Annotated in this window: 10 protein-coding genes; 7 read left to right on the top strand and 3 right to left on the bottom strand. The window is 56.7% G+C overall.

Annotation, left to right across the window (positions count from 1 at the left end; translation table 11 throughout):
* Positions 1–125 precede the first annotated feature (125 nt).
* The 6 genes from E4631_RS12790 (at position 126) to E4631_RS12765 (ending at position 6573) form a co-directional block, all read left to right on the top strand.
* On the top strand, positions 126–485 hold the full coding sequence (locus tag E4631_RS12790) for a winged helix-turn-helix domain-containing protein (RefSeq protein WP_133656804.1): 360 nt from the start codon (positions 126–128) through the stop codon (positions 483–485).
* A 124-nt stretch (positions 486–609) separates the two neighbouring features.
* On the top strand, positions 610–3291 hold the full coding sequence (locus E4631_RS12785) for a TonB-dependent receptor (RefSeq protein ID WP_133656805.1): 2682 nt from the start codon (positions 610–612) through the stop codon (positions 3289–3291).
* 143 nt (positions 3292–3434) lie between these two features.
* Complete coding sequence (moeB, locus tag E4631_RS12780; RefSeq protein ID WP_133656806.1) at positions 3435–4532, top strand: HesA/MoeB/ThiF family protein; 1098 nt, start codon at positions 3435–3437, stop codon at positions 4530–4532.
* Positions 4533–4743: 211 nt separating this feature from the next.
* Complete coding sequence (gene moaA / locus E4631_RS12775) at positions 4744–5739, top strand: GTP 3',8-cyclase MoaA (protein WP_133656970.1); 996 nt, start codon at positions 4744–4746, stop codon at positions 5737–5739.
* 138 nt (positions 5740–5877) lie between these two features.
* A complete protein-coding gene (locus tag E4631_RS12770) occupies positions 5878–6120 on the top strand; it encodes a MoaD/ThiS family protein (protein WP_133656807.1) in 243 nt (80 codons plus the stop codon).
* 24 nt (positions 6121–6144) lie between these two features.
* Positions 6145–6573: a molybdenum cofactor biosynthesis protein MoaE gene (locus E4631_RS12765; protein ID WP_133656808.1), complete on the top strand. Its 429-nt coding sequence runs from the start codon at positions 6145–6147 to the stop codon at positions 6571–6573.
* 70 nt (positions 6574–6643) lie between these two features.
* Here E4631_RS12765 and moaC read toward each other — a convergent pair whose 3' ends face one another.
* Positions 6644–7141: a cyclic pyranopterin monophosphate synthase MoaC gene (gene moaC, locus E4631_RS12760; protein ID WP_133656809.1), complete on the bottom strand. Its 498-nt coding sequence runs from the start codon at positions 7139–7141 to the stop codon at positions 6644–6646.
* A gap of 315 nt (positions 7142–7456) precedes the next feature.
* Here moaC and E4631_RS12755 point away from each other — a divergent pair, with 315 nt between their 5' ends.
* On the top strand, positions 7457–9292 hold the full coding sequence (locus E4631_RS12755) for an IPT/TIG domain-containing protein (protein ID WP_133656810.1): 1836 nt from the start codon (positions 7457–7459) through the stop codon (positions 9290–9292).
* 548 nt (positions 9293–9840) lie between these two features.
* Here E4631_RS12755 and E4631_RS12750 read toward each other — a convergent pair.
* Both E4631_RS12750 and E4631_RS12745 read right to left on the bottom strand, forming a co-directional pair.
* Positions 9841–17718, bottom strand: coding sequence for a T9SS type A sorting domain-containing protein (locus E4631_RS12750; RefSeq protein ID WP_133656811.1), 7878 nt, complete (start codon positions 17716–17718; stop codon positions 9841–9843).
* A gap of 672 nt (positions 17719–18390) precedes the next feature.
* Positions 18391–25407 carry a right-handed parallel beta-helix repeat-containing protein gene (locus E4631_RS12745; RefSeq protein WP_166648017.1) on the bottom strand — a complete coding sequence of 2339 codons (7017 nt, stop codon included), beginning with the start codon at positions 25405–25407 and terminating at the stop codon, positions 18391–18393.
* Between the last annotated feature and the right edge of the window lie 173 nt (positions 25408–25580).

Genomic DNA, 25580 nt, shown 5'->3' with positions numbered 1-25580 from the left:
CCCACCGCCGCAAAAGTTAAGGCCGTGCTTACTTCCCCACCTGGGGGGTAGGGACCCGTTTTTTGCGCGAGCCTTACTTTTGACAACCAGCGCCTTGGTACGTGGCGTTGGTTTTTCCGTTTGCCATGCACGAGCTTTTTGCCGAAAACCAAGCCTTCCGCGCCAATGGCCGCCTCTGGATAGAAGGCCCCGCCGACCGTTTTCTGGGCATTGGCCGGCTAGAGCTGCTGGAGCGCATTCAGGCCACGGGCTCCATCTCGAAGGCCGCCAAGGAAATGGGCATGTCGTACAAAAAAGCCTGGGATTTAGTGAGTTCTATGAATGCCCAGGCGCGGCAGCCGCTGGTAGGCGCGCACGCGGGCGGCGCCCACGGCGGTGGCGCCACCCTCACCGAAGCCGGCGCGGCGGCCGTGGCCGAGTTTCAGGCTATGCAGGCGCGGTTTGCGCAGTTTCTGGCCGACGAGACAACTCGACTGTACCAGTAGGGGGTAGGAAAATTAGCTAAACCTTCGGCCGCACTCAGCGTTATATTCGCCGAAACATAACGCTCGCGCTGCTTCTCGTCGGCGTTATTTTTCTCCTACTACCAAGTACTGGCAGATAATATTTATGCGGAAAAACCTACGCCTGCTGCGCGGCTCGGTGGCTTGCGCGTCGGCCCTGGCGCTGGTCCAGCCGCTGGCCGCCCAAACCACGAAGCCCCCGCACCGCCCTACCCCCCCTGATACGCTGCGCACCGACCTGAACGAGGTAGTAGTGTCGGCCTCGCGGGTGGAGGAGAGCTTTTTGCAGTCGCCGGTGACGGTGGAAAAGCTCAACGCCCGCGCCATTCGGCTGTCGCCGGCACCGTCGTTTTTCGATGCCATCGACAACCTGAAGGGCGTGCAGGTGATTACGCCTAGCATCGGCTTTAAGGTGATAAATGCGCGGGGCTTCACCAACACCACTAACGTGCGTTTCGCGCAGCTCGTGGATGGGGTCGATAACCAGGCGCCGCACATTGGCGGGCCCATCGGCAACGTGCTGGGGCCGAGCGACCTCGATATTCAGAATGTGGAGCTGGTGCCCGGCACCGCCGCCGCGCTCTACGGCCTGAACGCCATCAACGGCCTGGCCAATTTCACCACCAAAAACCCCTTTAACTCGCCGGGCCTGAGCCTGCGCCAGCAAACGGGCATCAACCACGTCAACGACCCCAGCGTGAGGACGTTGGGCGACGGTGGCTCGCCGGTGCACACCTATTCGGAAACCAGCGTGCGCTATGCCAAGGTGCTGGTGCCGGATAAGCTGGCGTTCAAAATCAACGGCACGTACCTGCGCGCCTACGACTGGATTGCCAACGACCAGACCGACATCAACCCCAACGGCAATGCTACCACGGGCTTGTTTGGGGCCGACAACCCGGCCCAGGACCAGGTGAGCCGCTACGGCAACGAGTCGTCGGACCGCAAGAATATTACGCTGGGCGGCAAGAGCTATTCGGTGGCCCGCACCGGCTACGACGAGCGCGACCTGGTAGACTACAGCGTGCGGACGCTCAAGGCCGATGCGGCGCTGCACTACCGCTTCCGGCCGGGCGTGGAGCTGGCCTACACCTACCGCGTGGCGAGCTTCGACAACGTGTATCAACGCTCGAACCGCTTCCGGCTGCAAGATTATCTGTTGCAGCAGCACGCCCTCACGTTTACGTCGCCGGTGGTGCAGGCCCGCGCCTACCTCACTCAGGAAAACACCGGCAAAAGCTACAACCTGCGCTCGATGGGCGAGAATATCGACCGCAGCTATAAGCCCGATACCCAGTGGTATAGCGACTACACCACCGCCTGGAACGCCGCCACCAAAAGCGGCGCGGGTGTGGCCGACGCCCTGCGCACGGCCCGCAGTGCCGCCGACGCCGGCCGCCTGCAACCGGGCACCGAGGCCTTCAACCAGCGCCTCAGCCAGCTGCAAGACGTCAACAACTGGGACGTGGGCGCCGCCCTGCGCGTGCGCGCCAACCTGGCTCACGCCGAAGCCCAAGTGAACGTGGCCGAGGCCATTCGGCGGGGGGGTAGGGCGCTGCCCGCTGGCCTCGACCTGCTGGCCGGGGCCGACCACCGCACCTACATTGTGGTGCCCGATGGCAACTATTTTATCAACCCCAACCCCGGCAAAGACCCGCTCACCAGCGACCTGCTGTACTCCAAAACCGGGGGCTTCGTACAGGCCGGCGGGCGACTGCTACACGAGCGTCTGCGCCTCACGGCTACGCTGCGGGTGGATAAAAACGACTACTTCAACGTGAAGCTCAACCCGCGCTTCACGGCGGTGTATTCGCCTACCCAGCGCCAGAACTTCCGCCTCAGCTACCAGAGCGGCTACCGGTTTCCGAGCTTGTTTGAGGGCTTTTCGAACGTGAACAGCGGCCAGGTGAAGCGCGTGGGCGGGCTGCGCGTGATGTCGGATGGCGTGTTTGAGAACAGCTACCTGCGCAGCAGCATCGACCGCTTCAACGCCGCCGTCACGGCCGGCATCAACGGCGCGCCCGCCCAAACGCGGGCCCAGGCCATTGCCGCCAACCAAAGCCTGCTGGTAAAGAACCCTTACACCTACCTGCGACCCGAATATATCCGCTCGCTCGAAATGGGCTACAAAGCGGGGGTAGGGCCCGCGGGCCGGCTGCTGGTCGATGTCGATTTCTACTACAATGCTTACCGCGATTTCATTGCGCAAGTAGAAGCCTACGTGCCCCAAACCACCACCGGCGCGGTGCTGGCCACCGGCACCGACCTGAATACGATTGCCACGGCGCTGAATACTACCTCTATCCCGGCGGGGGGCACCACCACGGGCCAGGCCCGCTACCGCCTCTGGACCAACTCGCAGAGCCAAGTATACAATTACGGCGGCTCGGCCGGCCTGCGCTACAGCCTGGCTGGCGGCTACCTGGCCGGCGCCAACGCCACCTACACCCGCCTCGACCGCACCGAAAACGGCGATGGCCTCGAAGACGGCTTCAATACCCCGCAGTGGATGTATAACCTGAGCTTCGCCAACGAGAACGCCTATAAAAATTTCGGCTTCGGCCTGAATTTCCGGCACCAGGTGCGCTACTATTCCCAAACTTTTCTGGTAAATGGCAGCGTGCCGGCTTTCAGCAGCCTCGATGCGCAACTGAGCTACTACGCGCCCGCCGCGCAGGTGCGCCTCAAGCTGGGCGCCAGCAACGTGCTGAATCAGTATTATGTAACGTATTTGGGTGGGCCCAGCGTGGGCGGCTTGTACTACCTCACGGTAGCGTACGGGCTGTAGCCTGAAAAAAAGGAAAATTGTCATTGCGAGCAACGCGAAGCAATCGCACCAGAACGACGGCGGCCGAACAATTAAGGGCGCAGCCGATTTCATTCTAGTGCGATTGCTTCGCGTTGCTCGCAATGACAATTTCAGTTAAACCCATGTCCTCTTTCTCTCCAGCCGAGCGCCAGCGCTACCGCCGCCACCTGCAGCTAGCCGAAATTGGCGAAGCCGGCCAGCAGCGCCTGCGCCAGGCGCGCGTGCTGGTGGTAGGCGCGGGCGGCCTGGGCTGCCCCATTCTGCAATACCTGGCCGCGGCGGGGGTAGGCACCCTTGGCCTCGCCGATGCCGACCAGGTGGAGCTCACCAACCTGCCCCGCCAGATTCTCTACGGCGCCGCCGACGTGGGCCAGCCCAAGATAGAAGCCGCCGCCCGCGCCCTGCACCGCCTCAACGAGCTGGGCACGTATGAGTTGCACAAGATTCGGGTGAGCCCCGAGAACGTGCGTGACCTGGTAGCCGCCTACGACGTGGTAGTGGACGGCTCCGATAATTTCCCGACTCGCTATTTATTGAATGACGCCTGCGTGAGCCTGGGCCGGCCGCTGGTATCGGGCGCCATCTACAAGTTTGAGGGCCAGGTGTCGGTGTTTAACTACGAAGGTGGGCCTACTTACCGCTGCCTGTTCCCCGAGCCGCCGACCGCCGCTGAAGCGCCCGACTGCAACACCACCGGCGTGCTCAACGTGCTGCCCGGCCTCATTGGCACGGTGCAGGCCACCGAGGCGCTGAAAGTGGTGCTGGGCCTGGGCGACGTGCTCAGCGGCCGCCTGTGGGTGCTCGACACGCTCAGCTTCCAGAGCCGCACCCTGCGCTTCCACCGCGACCCGGTGCAGAGCCTCATCAACCTCGACACCGCCAACCCGGTCGATTATTTCGACGTGAGTTGCGCGCCCGAAACGGCCGCTACCAGCCTCAGCGCCGAAGACTTGCAGCAGCAGCTCGCCTCGCCTACCCCCCCGCTGCTGCTCGATGTGCGCGGGCCGCTGGAGTTTCAGCGGCGCCACCTGCCGGGCGCCATGCTGCTGCCCCTGCCCGAGCTGGCTGCCCGTGCCGCCGAGGTGCCGCGCACTGGCCCGGTTGTAGTGTACTGTCAAAGCGGCGTGCGCAGCGCCCAGGCCGTGGCCCTGCTGCGCGGCGAGTTGGGCTACGATAACGTGCTGACACTGAGTGGCGGGCTAGAAGACTATCCGCTGTGAAGCCAGCGCTGGCTGTCGGGGTTATAAGCTGAGGCCACGCGCGAAGTAGTCCACCGAGGCAACAAATTTTGCCTGGAATGACTTATATAGGGCAGCGTTTCCAACCCGCTTCGTGGCTCCCGCGTAGGCAAACCCAGCGCACGCGGCCCCCTTTGGGGCTACTGCTCGCCGCTGCCGTAAATTTGAATTGATGTCCTCCCTACCCCCCACCGTGCTGCACGACGCCCACGGCCGGCCGCTCGAATACCTGCGCCTGGCCGTGACCGACCGTTGCAACTTGCGCTGCTTTTACTGCATGCCCGAAGAAGGCATTAAGTACATGCCTAAGCACGAGTTGCTTAGCTACGAAGAAATGCTGCGCCTGGTGGAAATCATGACCGGTCTGGGCGTGCGCAAAGTGCGCCTCACCGGTGGTGAGCCCTTTGTGCGCCGCGACCTGGTGCCCTTTATGGAGCGCCTGGCCGCCATCCCCGGCCTCGACGACCTGAGCCTGACCACCAACGGCGTGCTCACCGCGCCCCACGTGCCCACGCTGGCCCGGCTGGGCGTGAAGGCCGTAAACCTGAGCCTCGACACCCTCGACCGCCAGCGCTTCTTCGAGATAACCCGCCGCGACGAGCTGCCCCAGGTGATGAACACGTTTCATGCCCTGCTAGATGCGGGTATTCAAGTGAAAATCAACGCCGTGGTGATGGATGGCCGCAACATCCAGGACCTGGTGCCGCTGGCCGAGCTAACCCGCGACCTGCCCGTAGAAGTGCGCTTTATCGAAGAGATGCCCTTCAACGGTGGCAGCCACGTGGCCACGCCCGAGTCGCTGCCCTGGAACCACCGCCGCATCCGGCAGCACCTGGAGGCGCACCTCGGCGCGCTCACGCCCGCCTACACCGCCACCGGCGCCACCGCCGACGAGTACACCATTGCCGGCCATCAGGGTAGGGTAGGGATTATCGCGGCGTATTCGCGCACCTTCTGCGGCACCTGCAACCGCCTGCGCCTCACCGCCGAGGGCGGTATCAAAACCTGCCTCTACGACCAGGGCGTACTCGACTTGCGCGCCATGTTGCGCGGCGGCGCCACCGACGCCGATATTGCCCAGGCGCTCAGCCAGGCCTTTTACCACCGCGCCGCTAATGGCTTCGAGGCCGAGCGCCTGCGCCCCGTGCACCAGCTCAACTTCGAGAGCATGGCTACGATTGGCGGCTGAGGTGCCATCTGTCATTGCGAGCGAAGCGCGGCAATCGCCCTAGAACGACACCTAAACGACGACGTTCTGAGGCTATTGCCGCGCTTCGCTCGCAATGACAGACGTCTTTGTAGGAACCGTAATTTTATAAACTGTTAAATGAAACTAACCGTTGCCCTTTTTGGCATTGCCCGCGAAATCGTGGGGCAGTCATCGCTTGAGTTGAACGTGCCAGCTGGGCAGTCGGCCTCCGGCCTGCTGGCCGAGCTGCGCGCCGCCTACCCCCCCCTGGCCGGCTTACGCAGCCTGGCTGTGGCCGTCAATAACGAGTATGCCGCCGAAGACGTAGCCCTGCACGAGCGCGACGAGATTGCCCTGATTCCGCCCGTGAGCGGGGGGTAGGGCGCTGCCAATTACTTAACTATTATGGATTCCACTCACCACATCGACCTTACTGACCAGGCCATCGACGTGGCCGCCGTGCTGCATGCCGCCGAATCGGACGAAGCGGGGGCCGTCAACGCTTTCATAGGCACCGTGCGCAACCGTAGTGACGGCCGCCGCGTGGTGCGTCTGCACTACGAGGCCTACCCCCCCATGGCCCTGCACCAGCTCGCCCGCGTGGCCGAAATGGCCCAGGAGAAGTGGCCTATGCTGCGCCGCGTGGCCGTGACGCACCGCCACGGCACCCTCGAAATTGGCGACGTAGCCGTGGTCGTGGCCGTGTCTACGCCGCACCGCGCCGACTCGTTTGCCGCCTGCCAGTATATCATCGACACACTGAAGGAAGTCGTCCCCATCTGGAAAAAGGAGGAGTACGAGGACGGCACCGTGTGGGTATCAGCGCACCCGTAGCGCGCGGCAAACGAGTAGCTGAGTAAGTGAGTAAATGACTAGGTAGCTAATCATTTAGTCACTTGCTCAGCTACTCGTTTACCGCGTGGTGAAAGTCGGACTTGCCGCCCGTCTTTTCTAGCAGCCGGATTTCCTCAATCACGATGTCGTGCGACATGGCTTTGCACATATCATACACCGTGAGGGCGGCCACTGAGGCGCCGGTGAGGGCCTCCATCTCGATGCCCGTTTTGCCCGTAACGCGGGCCGTGCACTCAATCAGCAGTGAATCGGGGGGTAGGACTTCGATGTGCACCTGGCAGTCATCAAGCCCCAGCGGGTGGCAAAGGGGAATGAGGTCGGCGGTTTTCTTGGCCGCCATCACACCCGCGATAATCGCCGTTTGAAACACTGGGCCCTTGCGCGTGGGCAGGTCGCCGGCAGTTACCAGCGCCATGATATCGGCCCCGAGGCGCACGCGGGCACGGGCGCGTGCTACGCGGGCCGTCACGGCTTTAGGACCAACGTTGACCATGGCGGGCTGGCCGGCGTCGTTGAGGTGCGTGAGTTTGGAAGTTAGTTCAGACATAAAAACGCTAACGAAACCACTAAGTACGGGCCATTATAACATATAGGGACCACCGGCATGCTAGCTAGTGTTGCTGGTAACCCGTGCGTAAAGTAGTGTAGCATCGGCCAACACGCTCACGTTTTGGCCGGCGTGGTTGCATTATAAGGGTATAAAACATTCCTTATGCTTGGCGGATAAATAGGCGTTCTACTCCTTAATGGATTGATGAGCTTGCAATAGGGGTTTTTCGAGAGGAGGGGCTCTATCTTTGAAATTGGTGAGGTAATAATAGGACCTTTCCTGGTTATTTTCCTTCTTTTTTCCTCTTATTTTATGAGAAATTTCTATTCATCACGGGTGCTTGGTTTACTGGGTGCAGCTTTGTCGCTGTGGCCAGCGCTAGCCATTGGGGCCCCCTTCAAACCGGGCAACGTAGTAGTGGCGCGCGTAGGCGATGGGTCGGCTACGTTGACGGCTGCTGCTACTGCAGTGTTCCTAGACGAGTATACCACTAATGGTACGCTGGTCCAGACTATCGCCCTACCTACTTATGTAGACGGAACTAACCGCATCCTAACGGCCAGCGGTAATGCTACCAGCGAACTAAATATGACTCGCTCGGCCGATGGCCATTACTTGGTGTTAACCGGCTATGGGGCCGGGCCAAGTACCCCATCCGTGGTCACCTCACAAACAACGGATGTGGCACGGGTCATTGGCTTGATTGCGGCCGATGGTAGCATCGATACCAGCACCAGTACGGGAGACGCTTTTAATGGCGTCAGCATTCGAAGCGCAGCTACTACCGATGGTACTAGTTTTTATAGTGTGGGGGCTAATTCTGGGGTGCGCTACCAGGAGGTAGGTACGTTTATGAGCACACAACTCAACACTGCGCCAACGAATATTCGCAGTATCAACGTGGCTAATGGCAACCTGTACATTGCATCGGTTTCCGCCCCTTACTATGGTTTGAGCCAGGTAGGTGCCGGGTTGCCTACGGCCACTGGACAGAATGTGGTGGCCCTGCCAGGATTCCCGGGCTCAACGGCCGGTTCTAGCCCCTACGGATTTTACTTTGCTGACTTGAGCGCCGCCGTGCCCGGCGTCGATGTAGTGTATGTAGCCGATGACCGCAGTACTGCTGGCGGTATCCAGAAATGGAGCTTAGTAGGTGGGATTTGGGTACAAAATGGCACTATTGCTTCCTCCTCGGCAGTGCGTGGCCTCAATGGTACGACCAGCGGTACGACGGTATCGCTGGCCGCTACTAGTAGCAATGAATTGTTTTTTCTTACTGATAACACGGGCTATAATAACACGCCTACCCTCACAGACCTCCCAGCGGCCATTGCCACAGCCGGCACTAATACTGCCTTCCGGGGAATGGCCTTTGCGCCGGTAGCACCCGCGCCGGCTATTGCCAGCTTCACGCCCGGCAGCGGGCCAGTGGGCACTACGGTCACGGTAACGGGTACCAACTTCACGAATGCGACTTCGCTGACGTTGAATGGGATAGGGGTGTCAGCCTTTACGGTCGTAGATGCCGCTACTATTACGTTTGCGGTGCCCGGGGGTGCTGCCTCGGGCTTCATTGCCGTGACCACGCAGGGCGGCACGGCCACTAGCACCACTGCTTTCACGGTAACGGTGCCCGTGCTGGCTCCTGCCATTGCTAGTTTCACGCCTACTATGGGTGGCCCTGCTACTACGGTTACTATCACGGGCACCAACCTGATGGGGGCTACGGCCGTGAGTATTGGCAGCTTGAGTATTCCGAACTACACTGTGGTTTCGGCCACTACCATTACGCTGGTAGTGCCTAGTAGCACTAGCAATGTGAGCGGCCCTCTGACGGTAGTAACGCCTAGTGGCACGGCCACCAGCACGGCTACTTTCAATTTGGTACTGGCAGCAGCGGCTAGTCAGGCATTGCCCGGCCTCGCAGTATTCCCAAATCCGGCCACCAATTTTGTCAATATCGAACTGCCCAAAAGTGGTGCCGCCACGGTTGCGTTGCGTGACCTCACGGGGCGCTTAGTGCTGGCCCCGGTAGCTATGGTGCCCCAGCAGCTCTTGCGCTTGCCAGCAGGCCTGGCGGCTGGCGTCTACTTGCTTGAAGTGCGCCAAGGCACCGAAACGGCCGTGTGCCGTATCGTGAAGGAATAGCCCTACCCCCCTTGGCGCGTGCTAAGGCAACCGGCTTCTTACCAGCAAAGGCCTCGCCCGGATTTTCGGACGGGGCCTTTTACATGGAAGTGTCTCGGGCAGCGCTCCTCGCAAGCCAGCGTACCGCTTGCCGCGGTGCGCGTGCGCTAGTAAGTTATCCCGCTGATTTATTTTCAGCGCAAAGCACTTCGCGATGAGTATAGCTGGATAAGATACTAGCGCAGTTTCCCAATCGGTGTACCAGGCGGGCTGCTGGCTGTTCGCCAGATGTCCGCTCGCTAGCAGAACAAGCGGCTTCCCCAACGAGCGGCCCGTCGACGAAAAGCTGGCAGCCCGCACCAGCCAATCTGTACACGTCCTTGGAAACCGCTCTAGATTGATGCAGTATAGATAACGGGCTTATTTCGCATAATTTCCGGCGTCTTGCGCAGCAAAAACCTGTCCGTGTGGTATGGCAGCCAAGAAAGTCAGGTGGAATAACCGCTCTACCCCATAAAAAAGCCCCGACTGCGTGTAGGCAGTCGGGGCTTTTTTATGGGGTAGAGCGGTTATTCCACCACCACCTTCGTGCTTAGCTTCAGACCATCGGCCGTCTGCCACGTCACGAAGTACATGCCACTAGCCAACGGCTGCGTGGGCTCAATGGCAGCCTCTGCCGCAGCAGCCACGTGGGTCAGCACCAGGCGGCCTACGTTGTCGAATACCTGCACTGTGCCGCCCGTGGTGCCGAGTTTGGTGGTGAGCAACTGGAAGCCTTGCTTGGTAGCGGGGTTAGGATACGCCACCAGGGTAGGAGTAGCTGGTACGCCATCGAAGCGCACAGCCACCACGGGCGAGTAGTCGTCCATGCCATCGATATCGACTTGGTGCAAGCGGTAGTAGCTCAAGCCAGCCAGGGGCTGGGTATCGAGAGTGGCATAGTCGTGGCGGTTGGTAGTAGTACCCTGGGCCGCCACGCGCTGCACATCGGCAAACGTGCGGCCATCGGTTGAGCGTTGCACCACGAAGTATGCGCTGTTTTGCTCCGAAGCCGTAGCCCAAGCCACCCGTACCGTCGAGCCCTGACGCACAGCGCTAAATTGCATCAACTTGACGGGCAGCGGAGCTATGCCGGTAAGTTTGTTGTCATTATAGTTGGTAGAGGCCAACGCGAAGAACGAGGTGCTATTGATGATAGCGGCGGCCGACGTAGTGTAGCCGCGTGGGTCAGCGGGTGAGAATACGCCTGCCCCACCGGCATTACTCCAGTTATTGCTGCTAGTAGGCAGGCCGGTGGCAGTCGTGCGGGCTACGCGTAGGTTGCCGGGCACGGTTACATTTTCATCTTCTACGTCCGTATTGAAACTCAACTGGATGGCAGACGCGGCAAGCGTACCCGACAGTAGCTGAATGCGGTAATAGCGATTAGCCGACATATTAGACAGCGAACCATCGATGGTGCCAGCGGGGGCACTGTTGATAATTTCTACCAATACTATCGGGTTGGTAGAAGTACTCTGCGGCGTAATCGTAACTGGCCGGTAGCGGTTACCCAGGCCCAACGGAAATACCCGAATACTGGCCGTGGTATTGGGCAGGCTCATGGCCAGGCGGCCGGCTACGTAGGTAGCCGGGCTTGCTCCCACGATAGGCTGAGCAGCGGTGTAGCTGAGCGAAATCGTATTGCTGGTACCTGTATAAATGAGACCGTTTTGCATCGTTAGGATGTGGGTTACGGTCACATTAGTGTTAGCGCCAAGCGTTAGGTTGTTGGCCCCAGCTTTTTGCAGGTCATAAAAGGCAGTGGTACCAGTCAGTGTGTGGTTGATATCGGCTGTGAACACTACTAGGCTATTGCCAGGGGTACTGCTAGGGCTAATGTCGAAGATGCCACTGTTGCTAAAGTTGCTGTGCAGAATGACGATGCTCGAAGCCGGTGTGAAATAGCCGGTAGAGAGGTTAGTAAAGTCACCCGTAACGCGCAGGTAGCTTTTGTTGGTAGCGTCCGGCGCAGTGTATGTGCCCGCATTTAAGAAGGTACCCAGCACGTTGACGTCGCCAGCGGCCGCCGTAAAGGTGCCGTTAGCAACATTACTAAAGTTGCTGTTGATGAGCAGCGTGCCAACGCCCGCCGTATAGGTGCCACTGTTGGCAAAGGTGGTACCGACGGTGAGGTTACCGGTTTTCACATTCGCATTGTAAGTGCCGCTGTTGTTGAAGGCTGTGCCCACTGCTACGTTGCCGGTGCCGTTGTTCAGGATACCGCCGTTGGCGAGCGTGGTGCCGATGTTGACGGCACCCGCGCCTAGATTGAGCGTACCGCCCGCATTTGTAGCTAGGAAAGCACCCGTGGTCAACGCCCCATCGTTGAGGTTGAACGTGCCACTCACGGTAGCGCCGCTCGTGGCCGAGTTCAGGTTGATATTCTGGCTGGTAGGGTTATCCACGGTGGTATTAGCGGCTACAGTCAGCGCACCGTTAATATTCAGGTCCAGGTTACTCAGTTGCTTGCCATTGCCTCCCGAGAAAGTCAGGTTATTGTATGTATCGCGGGCGGGTAGCTGCACTGCGCCGGAGTAGTCTACCGTTCCACCACCAGGGGCCACAAACGTGGCGTAGTTGCCGGCCGGGAATAGGGCCGAACCAATACGCATGGTGCCGGTTCCATTTACCGTGTTGAAGTTATTAGCGGCGTTGGGACCAAGGTCCAGGGTGCCATCCAGGCGCAGGGTGGCGGCGCCCAGGCTTCCAGTGGTAGTCGTAATTAGGTGACCGCTGCTGATAACAGCCGGACTAGCTAGGGTAGGATAGGAATTGAAGGTAGGAGCCGGGTCGCTACCATCAGGGTTGTTGGTCCAACTCGACGCGCTAGTCCAAGGAGAACCACTCGGCTGGCTCGCTGTGCTGTTACGGCTGTAAAACGTTGGTACCGCCTGAAACTCGGATACATCGCCGCCCGTGTAGTCACCGTCAATAGTACTTGCCGTACCAGAGTAGCCAGGATTATTGAGTGTGTGAGTAGCCGGCGTCACCGTACTAGTAGCGATGCCACCAACCGGCACCCAGGCACCTTTGTAGAAACGCCCTAACTTATAGAGGTTTTCATCACCAATAACATCGTTACTACCATAAGTAAAATTTTGGTCTACCTTGGGTGAGAAGTTGTTACTGCTGCTCACTTTCCAATAAAACGAGATTTTGTTGGTGCCGCTACCGGTGGTGGAGGGGTGAGCCAAATCAATGGGCTGCACCGTAAGGGTACCGGCAGCTGAGTTGGCCGTCACATTCATAATTACGGGCGTGTACGTAGTGCCAGCACCTATTGGAAAGGTAAAATTCAGTGCTCCACTGGGGTAACTCTTGCGCACGCCCAAGTCGGCTACAATGCCATTGGTACGAATAAAGTGCGTGGCATCGAAAGTGCCGGCTACTGCACCCGTGGCTGGGTTGCTCAACAATAGCAAGTTTGAGCCGATGGTGAATATCCCGGTGGTCAGCGTAAGGACTTTAGTGATTTCTTGGTTGGCCGTGGTGGTGGACCCCAAACTGTTGTTCAAGGTCAGGTTGCCAAAGCTTCCTGTGCCGTTGCCCCCAATATTCTGGTTGGTGGTGCCAGCCAGGATTATGCTACCCGTACCGCTGCTGGTGTGCGTGGCCGAGTTAAGCACGTCACCCAGTACCGTCATAGTCTGACCATTATCATTGAGCGTGCCTTTGGTCAGAGTCAAGTTACCAGCTATCCGGGTATTACCACTTAGTTGCAGAGTGCCATTGGTCTGCGGAGTGTTCATAACTAAGCTGCCAAAAACGGTAAGATTACTGGTCGTGCCTGTTAGGAATTGCGTAACTATCCCGCCCAAGAAAGTCGTCGTCTGAGCCGTTGTAATCGGTTGGAAACCGCCGGCATTTAGTGCCGTACTCACTGAGGTATTGTTGTTATTGAGACTCTGGTAGATATTTAGACCCAGGCCGTTGGCGTTGAAGAACGAGAAGTCGTTGCCAATTGTCAGCGACCCTTTCAGCGTTAGCGGAATCACTCCCGCCAGCAGGCCGGTATTGGTATTGCCGCTAGCTCCCGATTCTACACGTAAGTTATAAAGCGGCACTGTCGAGCTTGCGCTGATAATCACGTTGCTGCTGATAGAAGCCGTGGTAGGATTGCCCAGCACCACCGTGCCCCCGGTTACTACTGTCGAGTCGGGAGCCAGGTACAAGTCGGCCGTAAAGGTGGGGCGGCCATTCGAGCGGTGCAGGTTTAGTGTGCCACCACTCATGCGAAAAATGCTACCCGTGCCCTGTACTTCGAACAGGCCCCGTTCGTTGCTTTGGGCAGCCGTAGCGCCAAAGCCGTCGATGTTCACTGTGCCGCCGCTCTGGTCATAACGTAGCGAGCCATCGAGGTTATTGACGGTCCGGCGAATCTGGCCGTTCACGTATAAATTTCCAGTGCCGCTCACCTTCAGGCCAGGAGCACCCGCACTGGCATACTCCAGGTCGTTGCCGGTACCGGCGGGAGTACCCACGTTCAGGGTGCCTTGCAATACCTGTATTAGGCCGGCCAGCTTTAGGTCGGAGGCGGCGTTGGTATTGGTGGCTACCGTCACGGTAGCACCACTGGCATTCACGTTCAGGCCCGCATTGTCGGTGATGAGATAAGAGGAAGCCAGGTCGTGAATAGTAAGCGTACCATTGGTCTTGGCAAAGTTCAGCGTACCGTTGGTAAGCGTCAGCCAGTTGTTAGTCGGGGAAGAGAATGTACCGGCTACATCCACATTCAGCGTAGCAGTCCGGCCCGTTCCCTTGTTTACAGTCAGGGTATTGAGGTCCGTCAGGGTACCGGTGGGGCCAGTTAGGTTGGTGTTATTGCTGCCCGTAAACGTCAGCGCCACGGTGGCAGTACCTACTTTGAAGTCAAGGGTGCCATTGTTCGTGAGCGAATTGGCCATTGGGCTGTCTGTGAGCGCATTACCTATAGCTAGGGTATTAGCTACCGCAGTGACAGTACTAGTAGCCACGTCAAACGTTGCAGTAGCATCCACCTGCACATTCGTATCAACTGCTACCTGACGCGCCGTGGTGTTGGGGTAGCGGAAGATACCCGCCTGTATGTTTAGCAGCGAATCAACCCGTATGTTGCCATTAGCGCCGGTATTCATCATTACAATGCCCGTGCCACTTTGCGTACCCGTTTTAAGCTGCGAGTATATCCGCAGGTTCTGGTTGGGTAGCGTGATAGTGCGAGCAGTTGCAGCACTCAGCCACAGGTTGCGATATTGATTCAGCGTTAGCGAGCCCGAATTTGAAGTCATGGGCAGTGTAAAGTCTACACCGCTCGTATAGTATTCTACGGTACCTCCACCATACTGAATAAATGAGCCAAAGTCACCACCCGGGAAAGTAGGGGTAGCAGCCGAGGAACTCACACGCAGACGGCCCGAACCGCCCACTTTAGAGTCGGGTAGGGCCCCGAAGTTGTGGCCAGTCAGCGTCTGCACGTCCAGCGTTGAGCCACGGTCAATTACCAACGAGCCGGATTTGGCATTAGCAACTGTTACCATTATAGTGTGGTAGGCCCTGTTGTCAGCCGAGCCAATAAAGACCGGGTTGCCAGCGCCTGGGATGGCCGTAGTACCGGCCGTGCCGTTATAACCAGCGGTACTCCATGTGCCTGGAGTTTCCCAGTTGCCATTCTTGATACTGTAGAAAGAAATAATCGTCCCGAAAGCCGCTGGGTAACCAGCCGTAAATTCGCCTTCGAAAGTATCAAGGGCTTTAAAGGCGATGAAAGATATAGGAATTGTGCCGGTTGTCCCGATGCTCATATCACCCGTAGAATATTTAGTCCAAGCTACTGGCTGGTAGCGGGCGGGCACATAGTTGTTTAGGCTGCCACTAGTTGGTATTGTTGCATCGGCGTTGGTCATGGTGAACGTTTCGTAAACCGCCCCAACGGGGATGGGGCCAAACCCTACGCTACGAACTTTCCAATAATAAGCCAGCGAATTGGTAGTACCCGTAACGAAGGGATTACGGCTGCTAGTAGGGCTTACACTTACCTGACCAAACTTATCTAAAAGCACCGACGTAGCCAACTGAAGCTCAATAGTAGCGGGGGCATACCTGGCAGTGGTTCCTACGCCGGTGCCTACTGGGAATATGAAAGAGTCTCCCTTGCCGTAGGTTTTTTGGAGGCCCAGGTCACTCTGATTACCCGCCGTTTGGATAAAACACGAAGTTGAGTAGCTATTACCTGGTCCTAGTATGAGCGCGCCATTAGTAGTGCTACTGTTCACGTTAGTTAATGACAATCGGTTAGCACCAATGGCTAAGATATGAGTGCTTTGCATAGTAAGCGTACTGGCTACGCTCATATTCGCCGTCAGGGTAGCAGCAACGGTGCCCGCAGTAGCCGTGCTGTTCAATTTCAAGTTGCCAAATACGCCCGTGCCGTCACCGCTCACAATCTGGCCACCCGCCCCGGCCAGCACGATGCTGCCCGACCCGCCACCACTAGAGTGGGAGGCTGAGTTTACAACGTTCCCTTTTGCGCTAATGGTTTTGCCCCCGTCGTTGAGTACGCCACTAAGCAGGCTGAGGGTGCCAGAAACAACAAAGGAAGAATTGCCAGCCAGCGAAAGGGTACCACCTGACTTATTAACCGTCCAGTTATTGAAGGTGCCCACATTAGCTGTGGTACCTATAGTGCCGTTATTGGTTAGCAACTGGTCGAGCCCACCGCTGAAGATAGTAGTATTGGTGCCAGGCAGGTAGGTTCCGTTGGCTTCCGTAGTAAGTGAACCCTGGATAGTTACGTCCTGATTCGCCGCATCGAATGTGACCGCGTTAGCACCATTAATAGTAAAGTCGTGGAGTACCGTGAGCGGCTGGATGGTAGTAGTTGCTCCGGTAAAGGCAAGCGTCATGGCCGAAAGAATAGCCTTGCTGGTGCTGTTAGCAGCGGCAGCAGTGGTAGAAGGCTTGCTGATGCTTAGGTCCCACAAGGGAGCCGTGCTCAGAATTTTACAGGTGTTATTGTTCGTGATATCAGGTACGAAGAGCTTGATAATACCCCCAGATACGACCGCGTTGTTAGGATTTACACCTATGTGTAGGAAGCCATCACCCGATGCACCTGGTTGGTACACCTCAATGCTACCCCCCGACATGCGGAATGCTTGCGTGGTATAAGGTATCGCGAAACGGGAAAACTGGTCATCATAGGAGGAAGAGTATTTGCCAGTGCACTTAAATATTCCGCCCGTCATGGTGAAAGAGCCTCTGTGTGTAGCAGCCGTGCTAGAAGGCCGAAATTTATTCACGATTGTCGTGCCCCCTTCAATCAGGACCTGAGCATCCTCGCGAATTACCATACCCCCATCATTCTCACTTGACAATTTACCCCCGCCACTGATGCGGTAGATACCATAAACGACAAATAGGGAAGCATTGTCGTTGAGTACCGTAGCATTATTTATCCACAGTGTAGGACTGGTGGTGGTGGAGCCAAGCTGAAACCAGCCGGCGCTATTAGTGAGGTTAGCTGGCGACGGCGCACCATTATGAATCTTAGTTAGGTAGACATTACTGTTAAGCTTAGTAATGCCGTTAACTAAAGCCAAGATGTCGCCATTACCTACGTGGTTCAGTCGTAAATTGCCTTGTGCAGCAAGCAGATTATTAGTTCCCACATAGTTAGCCGACGTTACGTTTAACAACACTTTGCTGTCGTTGCCCTTATCGACCTTCAGAATATCCAAATCGGTAGGACCGTTACAGGCAAAATTCGCATCGGTACTACTCGTGAAGTTAAGCAGAGCTACCTGCGTGTCATCAGTACTGACGTGGAGGTTCACTGTGCCGTTATTGATAAAATTGCCCGACGCATTTATCGTATGGAATGTTTGCACAGCCGGAGTACCAGGCGCGGGTAAAGTCACAGCCGAAACCCCTAGGACCGTGCCAGCTCCAACAGTGATGTCGCCGAGCACGTTGAGGGTGCGGGCGGTGGCCGTTTTGCCTAGGGTGAAGCTAACTAGGGGGGTAGTGACCGTTGTGTTCGTGCGAATTAGTGTAAGGCTACCGTTCAGCGTTAGGTCGTTGTCGAGTTGTACCACGTATGGTGTCGCCGTTTTATTGAGTAAGCGCAGGTTATTGTACTGTCCTACTGGTAAGGCCGTAGGACCCGCCGGCCAATTATAGAACTCCACGGTGCCGGTGTTGGCATTACCGAAGTTATTGGTAGTAACTGCCGGGAAATAGGGTGCCGCAATACGTAACGTACCTTGACCCGATAGACTACTAAGCGTAGCGAAGGTAGCGGTAGCCGTCTGCAAGTCAAGGGTGCCACCTTTTTGCACCGTCACGTTGAGGCCAGTAGAAGTAACTTGACTGGTTACGTAGACTGTGAAGCTATTGGTGATGACTACGTTGTCATTATTGGTCGGCACGCGAGAGCTAGGATTAATGCTCGTGGAGCCGGTCGGGTCAGTAGTCCAAGTATTGGCACTTGCCCAGTCGCCAGTAGTCCCCCCGCCATTGAACGTATACAAGGTCTGGCCTATAGCCAAGCCATTGCACAAAAGCAGTAATAATCCAAGTAGAAATATTCTCATAAGATTGGCAATAGCAGAAAAGAAATTTGAGTATCAGGTTGATAATTATCCAAATAATGGAAGATTGTTCCGAATTATGGAATATTATTCTACTGCACGAAGTTCGTGTAATAAATTTAGGATAAAAAATTCATTTTCTTAAAGTGTGCTTTATAGTCGTTTTTCTTTGATTTTAAAAAAAATAACTTATAAAAATTCAATTTATTTGAGTCGTTTTTGCTGTCTATTTTTAGGATTATTCTTATTATTATTTTATGATAAAAGTTTGGCACACAAAAGTTAGCTGATGTTGACTAAGATTAATGACTTGGTTGCTTAGGCAACCGAATTATTTCACCCACGCTGGTTAGTAGAATGGTGTAATTTGCGATGCATCAACACTTCAGTTCATCTTCCATATTTACTCAATCTGGTGAGGTAAGTGGGGACCCAATAACAGGTCAAAAAGAAACCCCCTACTGGAAGCTAGTAGGGGGTTTACTTGGAAAAAGGGGGTAGGGCTAACGCCTATTCCTTGGTGAGGCGTAGTACTTGGCGCAAGGTCGAGCCATCGGCCAGTGTACCGGTAACTAGCACGTTGTAAGTACCGCTAGCCAGGAACGTCAAGTCCAATAGTTGAGACGAGCCTCCGGTATGGGTCGTAACCAACACCTGGCGGCCGGTAGCATCAAGTAGCACTACCTGGTAAGAGGCCGAGGCTGGTAGGCTACTCAGATCGAGCGTGGTGCTGTTAGCAGCTGGATTGGGGTAAATGCTCAGTGCTACAGCAGTTGCCTTCGTGAAGCTCACAGTGCGTACCGGCGAGTAGTATGCGTCCCCATTGAGGTCGACCTGCCGCAAGCGGTAGTATACCGAGCCTTGCGCACGAGCGCCAATGCTAGCATCAGTAAAGGTGTAAGCAATAGCCGAAGAGCTGGTGCCCTGTGCTGCCACCTGACCAATCTTAGTGAACTTGCTGCTATCCAGGCTGCGCTCTATCTCGAAGCTGGCGCTGTTCTGCTCAGAGGCAGTAGCCCAGTTTAGTATAGCATCGCGGTTCTGCACGGCCTGGGCCGTGAAGACGGTTAATACTACCGGTAGGGGGTAGGCCCCAATAGTGAACGTTACCGTTTGGGTGCTGATGCCACCGTTAATGTCCGTAGTTGTAATATTAACACTGTAGGCACGAGCCGTCGAGTTGTTCACTAGGCCGGAAGCGCTCACGTCGCTTACATATAGCTGGCCGGTAATCGCGTTTAGCGAAACGCCAGCCGGTAGCGTATTAGCGGTGTTCCCAGTAGGGCCGGTACCAGCGAGCACTGCATTGGTACCACCCAGGCGTAGGCCATTAGCGGCCCCGGCCTGTAAAGTGCCCGTGGTCGTATACACGGTGCCGGTGGCGATGTAGGTGGCCGTGTTGGGGTCCACTACTGCGGCCAGCACGTCGTTAACTAGGTACTTATTAGCTCCACCTTTCCCTGAGTTATACGTGGCGTAGCTAGCAGCCTTGTCTTGAGCCACGGGAATGGTATAAAGAGCCGGCGGCGAAGCAGCCCCGCCGTCATCAGTAGCGACGTAGGAGAAGGTCACGTTGCCCACAAAGTTGGGGGTAGGTATGAAGCTCAAGCCTGCTGCCGTTACTGTCGTGTTGTCGGCCACGGCCGTACCGTTGTAGTACAGTGTGCCACCCTGGGTAGGTGCTTTGGTCACCATGTAGGTAGCAATGCTGCCATCTACGTCTGTAGCGACAAGCGGCGAGATAGGTAGTGCAATCGCATTATTAGCTCGGGCACCACGCAGAGTGTTCCAGATATTTTCCGCCACTGGGGCTTGGTTAGCCGGGATTGTAGTAAGCGTAGCCGTGTTATTGGTGCTGTTATTGGCTCCAGTAACTGGATTGGTTGCATTCTCCCCTGCCGAGGTGATGGTCGTGCTGAGAGCTATGTTGCCCGTGGCTGGCATAACCAGCGAGAAGGTATTCACAACGGCATTAGCAGCGCCGGGTGCTTGGCCAGATGGAATGCTCCAGGTCAGGGTATTGTTGGTGCTTGAGTACGCACCATTGGGGTAGCTGCCCGGTACAAGTACTGCCCCAACTGGTAGGTTTACTACCTGAGTGGTCGAATTCGGGTTTAGCGAAGGGCCGTTATTGACTGTCGTTGCCGTGTAGCTAACAGTCGTGCCAGGCTGGGCGGTGGTCGGACCGCTCAGCGCTGCGGCTACATCCACATTGGAGCTAACGGTTGTAAAGGAGTTGGAGCGGTTGACCAGTGGTCCGTTATCAGAGGTAGCCGAGGTGATTTCCGAGATGGCCAGTACGTCATTTGCCGGGGCTGGGAAGGAAATCGAGTAGCCATTGCTAGAGCTGCTAACCGGAAGGGTAGCGAACGTAGGAAAGGTCAGCAGGCCCGTCGTCTGGTTGTACGTAGCTCCCGCAGGAAGGCCATTGGTGGTGCCGCCAAAAGTGATAATATTGCCCGTTAGGGTGCCCTTTACACCAGTTCCGCTACCACCGCCAGTGCCATTAAGCACAAGGTCGTTGACCGACAGACCGCTGGGTAGGTTTACGGTTCCTACTACGTTCGATGCAGCGCTGCTGCCTGCATTACGGTACGCTGCGGTATAGGTCAGCTGCGTGCCGGCCGGTACCGTCGCGCCTGAGCCGTCCGTCCGCGAAAAGCTCGTAATCAAATCCGCCACATCCGTAGTAGCTGGAATGATGCTGGTTGTTAGGGCAGCTGTATTATTAGCGGCTACCAGGTCAGTGCTACTGCTGCTTACTGCTGCGGTGGCCACTATTAGTCCATTGCTAACGGCGGCATCGCCGGAGGCAGTGGCATTGGGCATGGTAAAGGTTATGTAATTGACAGTGCTGCCGCTGGGCGTGAGGGTAGTTTTCGTCGCAAACGTCAGCAGACCAGTGCTGGGGTTGTAGGTAGCCGAGCCTGTCCCAATATCCACGCCGCTCAGGTTTTTGGGTAGCTGCAATGTAGGTACAACATTGGTAGCCGTTGTTGGCCCATTGTTGGTCGTCGTTACAACATAGGTAACCGGATTGCCGATAACTGCAGTGGCCGGACCGGTAATGTTTACAGCTAGGTCAGCATTGGCTGTTACGGTGGTGCGCTGAGTGGCCGAGTTGTTGTTGGCTACCCCATCGCTGGTCAGGCCGGCGATGGTGCTCGTTACTGGAAAGCTCTGGGCCGGAGCCGTCAGCCCGATGGTGTAAACCTGAGTAGCACCCACCGCATCGATAACTAGACCAGGGAAGGTAACCAGGCCGGTGACGCCATCATATGTGGCGCCTCCTACCGCGTTGCCATTGGCATCGGCGATGGTGACGCCGCTGAGGCCAGGTAGCAATTGAACCGTTTCGGTTACGGTTGTCGCGTCGTTGGTGCCGCTGTTGGTAAAGCGTACTACGTAGGAAGCCGTCAGGCCCGCCGCTGTGCTACTTGGGCCGCTGATGCTGGTAGCCAGGTCAGGCTTAGTGCGCACGCGCACAGCTACTGAGGCCACATTATCGGCCGGTACGGGGTCCACGAAGTTGGTGGTCTGCACCGAAGCCGTGGCCAGTAGTTGGCCGCCGTTGCCAACTGCCGTTGGGACCGTCACGACAATAGCGTCGTAGGTAGTGCTGTCACCAGCCGCCTGCGTCACCGAGTAGTAGGTCAGCAGGCCCGAAGTAGGGTTGTAGGTAGTAGTACCTGCTGTGTTAGCGTAGCTGAAGTTGCCGTTGCCCAGCGTAGTGGGGGTAGCACTGCCTACTTTCAGGGTGGTAGTAGTTAAGCCTGGCAATAGCTGCACTTGTTCTATTACCGTGGCCGAAACAGTAGCGGCGCTATACCCTTTGTTGAATGACTTCACCGTGTAGGTAATCGGTGTATTGACATCCACCACGGTTGCTGGGGTAGTCGTTCCTCCCGTGGTGATAGTTGCCTGAATAGTCGTCGACTCGTTCGAAAATGCCGTGATAGTGCTGTTCACTGTAACAGTGGCGCCAGTGGCTCCACCATTGAGATTCGCTGCATTATTGGCCGTATTTAGTTCGGTAGCCGCAGTGGTCGTTACCGTAGCCGAAGGTGCAAAATTTGCTGCCGGAGCCAAGAAGCTAATGCTGTTGGTGATGGTCTGGCCGGTTGGCAGGTTGCTTAGCGTGGGGAAGGTTACCGTACCAACATTACTGCTGAACGAGTAACTACCACCGTTGGTAATATAAATGCTGCCAGCCAAAGTAGTAGCCGACGGAATGGTAACTGTCTGCGTTGCTACTGGAGCAGTATTTGGACCCAGGTTAGTTGTGGTCACATAGAGCATAATGGGCGAGCCAGCAACCGCCGTGGCGGGGCCACTGAGCGTGGTCGTCAGGTCAAACTGAGTAGGCATGATGGCCGAAGCTGAGTTGTTGGCCGTTAGGCCAGCCTCATTAGTCGTAGTGCTGATGCTAGCGGTGGCCGTTAGCGGAGCCACGGGTGAACCTGCTACAGGGTAGCTGATGGTTGAGGTTAGCGGAGTGCCTGCTGCCAGGGTCGTGGGGGTAGCCGGGTAGGTAACCACGCCAGTTGTGGTGTTGTAGCTAGCGCCTACGGCATCACCAGTGTACGTGATGCTAGCAGCCGTTAAGCCAGCTGGTAGTTGAACCGAGCGCACAATGCTGGCAGCATCCTGCGAACCATTGTTACTGAACCTCACTGTAAAAGTTTGCGTCGTAGCCGTAGCCGCCGCCGTAATAGTTGCGGCCACATCGGCCGTAGTTACGGTGCTTAAGGTCAGGGTTGCCTGGTCAGGGGCGGAGTTAGCCCCCTGCGAGGCCGAAGAGGTATTGGCCGTCAGGGCTAGGGTAGTGCTCGCCGTATTCGGGGCGGTGAAAGCGAAGGTGACCAAGCTGCTTGCGTTTTTAGCCAGTGCTACGGTGCCGAAGTTAATGACCGTAGCGTTGGTCACTGGGTCGGTGGAGAAAGCAGCGCTATAGCGCGTTATCAGGTCACTCCGTTGAGCCGCACTCAGGCTAGCACCAACAGGCAGCGTTACAGAGCGAGCTATATCTGAAGCGGAAGCTGGCCCCTCATTAGTGAAAGTAGCTGTGTAGGTACCAGTGGCCTGGCCCGCAACAAGGGTCGTGGGGCCCGACAGGCTTACCGTAGCATCAGCTATCGGTAGGGCAAGGTTGCCCGAAAATTCTGAGGTGCCTGTGCCGCTAAGCGTCGCCGTGCTGGTCAGGACTGCTGAACCGCTTTGCAGCGCCGTTTTCTGAGCAGCCGTCAGGCTGCTCAGCGGAATGGTCACCGTGAAGCCAAAAGTATTATCGGTGCCCTGGTTCAGGCCGTTGATGTTGCCGGGGCCATATGGGGTAGCGGTTCTGGTTATTACGTTGCCCGTAGTTCCCACGGCCGTGCCTTGGGTGAAGTTGGTCAAATAAGTAGCGCCCTCGCCAAAGCCGCTGGGGTCAGGGGCAGCCAGGTATAGCTCTACCAAGTTGCCAGGGCGAGTAAAGCCATTGATAACCAAGTTGTCGGCGTTAACCGTCGCAGTGGTCAGTACCGGGAAGTTGATTAAGTTATTGGCTCCAGTGCGGGTGGTACCCGTGTTTACTGTAACACCGTCGCTGTTGCCATTACCGCCTGCAGCTAGGTCAATGGCTAAGTCGCCATTGTTGGAAAAGCTGTTTTGCGAGAATATGTTGTTCGTGCCCTGAGTAGCAGAGATACCATCGCCGACGTTGTTGGTGAAGGTGTTGTTGCTGACCGTATTGTTGCTGGAGTTAGCGCTACGGAAGCCAATGCCGGCTGTTTGGTAGTTGTTAACACTGTTTTGGCCGTTGCGGCTAAACGTGTTGCCTGTAATGGCATTTCCCATGCTGGTGCCTGAGATGAAGTCGATGCCAAACCCAGCGTTATTTAAAAACTGGTTGCCCGCGATGGTGTTGTTCGAAGAACCAGTGACCTCAATACCGTCCGATTCGGCGCTTAGCGCATCGCGCGAGATATTATTCGAGATAGTGGCCCCGCCCACGCCATTGATGCGCAGGTTGGCGCCGCTCTTATAGAACGTGTTGTTCTGTACTACCGCCGAGGTAGCCCCCGCCAAAATACTGAACGCTGCCGTAGTAGAACCACCCGCATTATTAGCATTGGTCAAACTCAAATTGAGCAGGCTAGTGCTTGCCGCACTGGTCGAAAGGCCATTGAAGTTACCAAAGTTTAGTACAACCTCATTGCCGAGCGACTCGCTACCCGTGGTAGTAACTGGCGCGTTCGTGTCACCTGTTGAGTTGGTCTGCGTGCCCCCATCGAGCGAGGTAAAAGCGCCAGTGATGTTAGGTAGCGCTGCTTTTAGCGTGATAGTCGCGCTCGTGCCCGAGCCACTACCTGTACCTGAAGTAGTAAAGCCGCTGGCTAAGCCAGCCTGCTGGCCGGCTATGGCCGCGCCGTTCGGAATCATAAAAATGCTCGTTTCCACGGCAGGGGTAAGGGCCGTAGCAGCACCCGTAGTGGGCGTATATACCTGCGCCAGCGCCGCCTCGCCAGTCAGTGCGTTGCTATTGAGCAGAAACTGCCGCAACGAGCCTTGGGCGTTATTACCGTTCACGGTGGCCACGTCGTTGGTGTTCACCACTGTGTCGAAATTGAAGCCGAAATCCGGACTAATGTTGGCGTTGGTATTAAAAGCCGCCAGCGACTCGGGGGTAGTTGAGCCATTTAGTGGAGTCAATGCGCTAAGTGCAAGCCCGGTAGTATTGGCGAGCGCATCTACCAGAGTAGGATTTTCGCCGCCTACCCGGCTTGTGGTACCGTTATAAGTCTGCACCGGTACCAGTCCCGCCACATTATTGCTGTTGCGGCTGCTGGTAACCGTGCTATTCACTACACGCACGGTGTAGCCGGTGTTGGCGAGGGTGTTGAACGAATATTTGCCGTTCACATCGGTAGTCGTGCTGGCCACGAAAGCGCCGGTGCTGGTGTTGTATAGCTCCACGGTAGCGCCGCTGCGGGGCGAAGTGCCTGCGGCGCTAATTGGCCGGCCGGCCCCACCGCCGTAGTTCACGTCTTCAAACACGTAGCCCGAAGAGGTAGCCGTAAACGTAATATTGAGGTTGGCCGCTGCTGAAGTTGAGCCCTGCGCGTCCGTCACTGTGAAAGGTAATACCGACGTGACTCCACCATCCACCGGGTCTACCGCTACGGTCTGGCCGGTTGCCAAGGTGCCGTCGCCGTTGGTCGTTAAGGTGCGGGCCGCTACCGAGGCCGCGTTGAACGCGGCGGCACCCGTGTATTTTGTGCCGTTGATAGTGATGCTGGTCGCATTCGTTGGGAAGGTAGTCAGCGTCAGCGAAGTGAGCGTGCCGGGTTGCGAATCAGAGCCCGCGAACCCTGCCGAAATGTTGGACGAGTTGGTACCGCCGGGGTTATTAAACGTTAGGGCACTGGGAGTAGCAACGGGGGCGGGGGTCAGGCTTGAAACGCTGATGAGCCAGGAGTCGCCAAGATGCTGACTGGTATCATTAGGATGGATAGCTCCGCCTGCCGTTCCGGGGCGCAGGTACATCCTGAATGTTAAAGTAGTTATACCACCGTTGGTGGTAGCAACCAGTACTGAGCCACTAGCTGCACCAGAGCCAGTGGCCGCACCGGGATTCGCCGCGCTATTTAAGACTTGAGTTGAACTAACGCTGAACTCAGTTGAGCCGTTAAGTTTAGAAAGTACTACCCCTGAAGTTA

The sequence above is a fragment of the Hymenobacter sp. UV11 genome, assembly GCF_004684095.1.
GTDB lineage: Bacteria > Bacteroidota > Bacteroidia > Cytophagales > Hymenobacteraceae > Hymenobacter.
Note: the sequence above shows the minus strand (reverse complement) of the source record. Positions and strands in the feature narration are given on the sequence as shown.

Coding starts and splice junctions, on each gene's coding strand:
- E4631_RS12790 (WP_133656804.1), top strand. CDS start 126: ATGCACGAGCTTTTTGCCGAAAACCAAGCCTTCCGCGCCAATGGCCGC.
- E4631_RS12785 (WP_133656805.1), top strand. CDS start 610: ATGCGGAAAAACCTACGCCTGCTGCGCGGCTCGGTGGCTTGCGCGTCG.
- moeB (WP_133656806.1), top strand. CDS start 3,435: ATGTCCTCTTTCTCTCCAGCCGAGCGCCAGCGCTACCGCCGCCACCTG.
- E4631_RS12770 (WP_133656807.1), top strand. CDS start 5,878: ATGAAACTAACCGTTGCCCTTTTTGGCATTGCCCGCGAAATCGTGGGG.
- E4631_RS12765 (WP_133656808.1), top strand. CDS start 6,145: ATGGATTCCACTCACCACATCGACCTTACTGACCAGGCCATCGACGTG.
- moaC (WP_133656809.1), bottom strand. CDS start 7,141: ATGTCTGAACTAACTTCCAAACTCACGCACCTCAACGACGCCGGCCAG.
- E4631_RS12755 (WP_133656810.1), top strand. CDS start 7,457: ATGAGAAATTTCTATTCATCACGGGTGCTTGGTTTACTGGGTGCAGCT.
- E4631_RS12745 (WP_166648017.1), bottom strand. CDS start 25,407: ATGTACCTGCGCCCCGGAACGGCAGGCGGAGCTATCCATCCTAATGAT.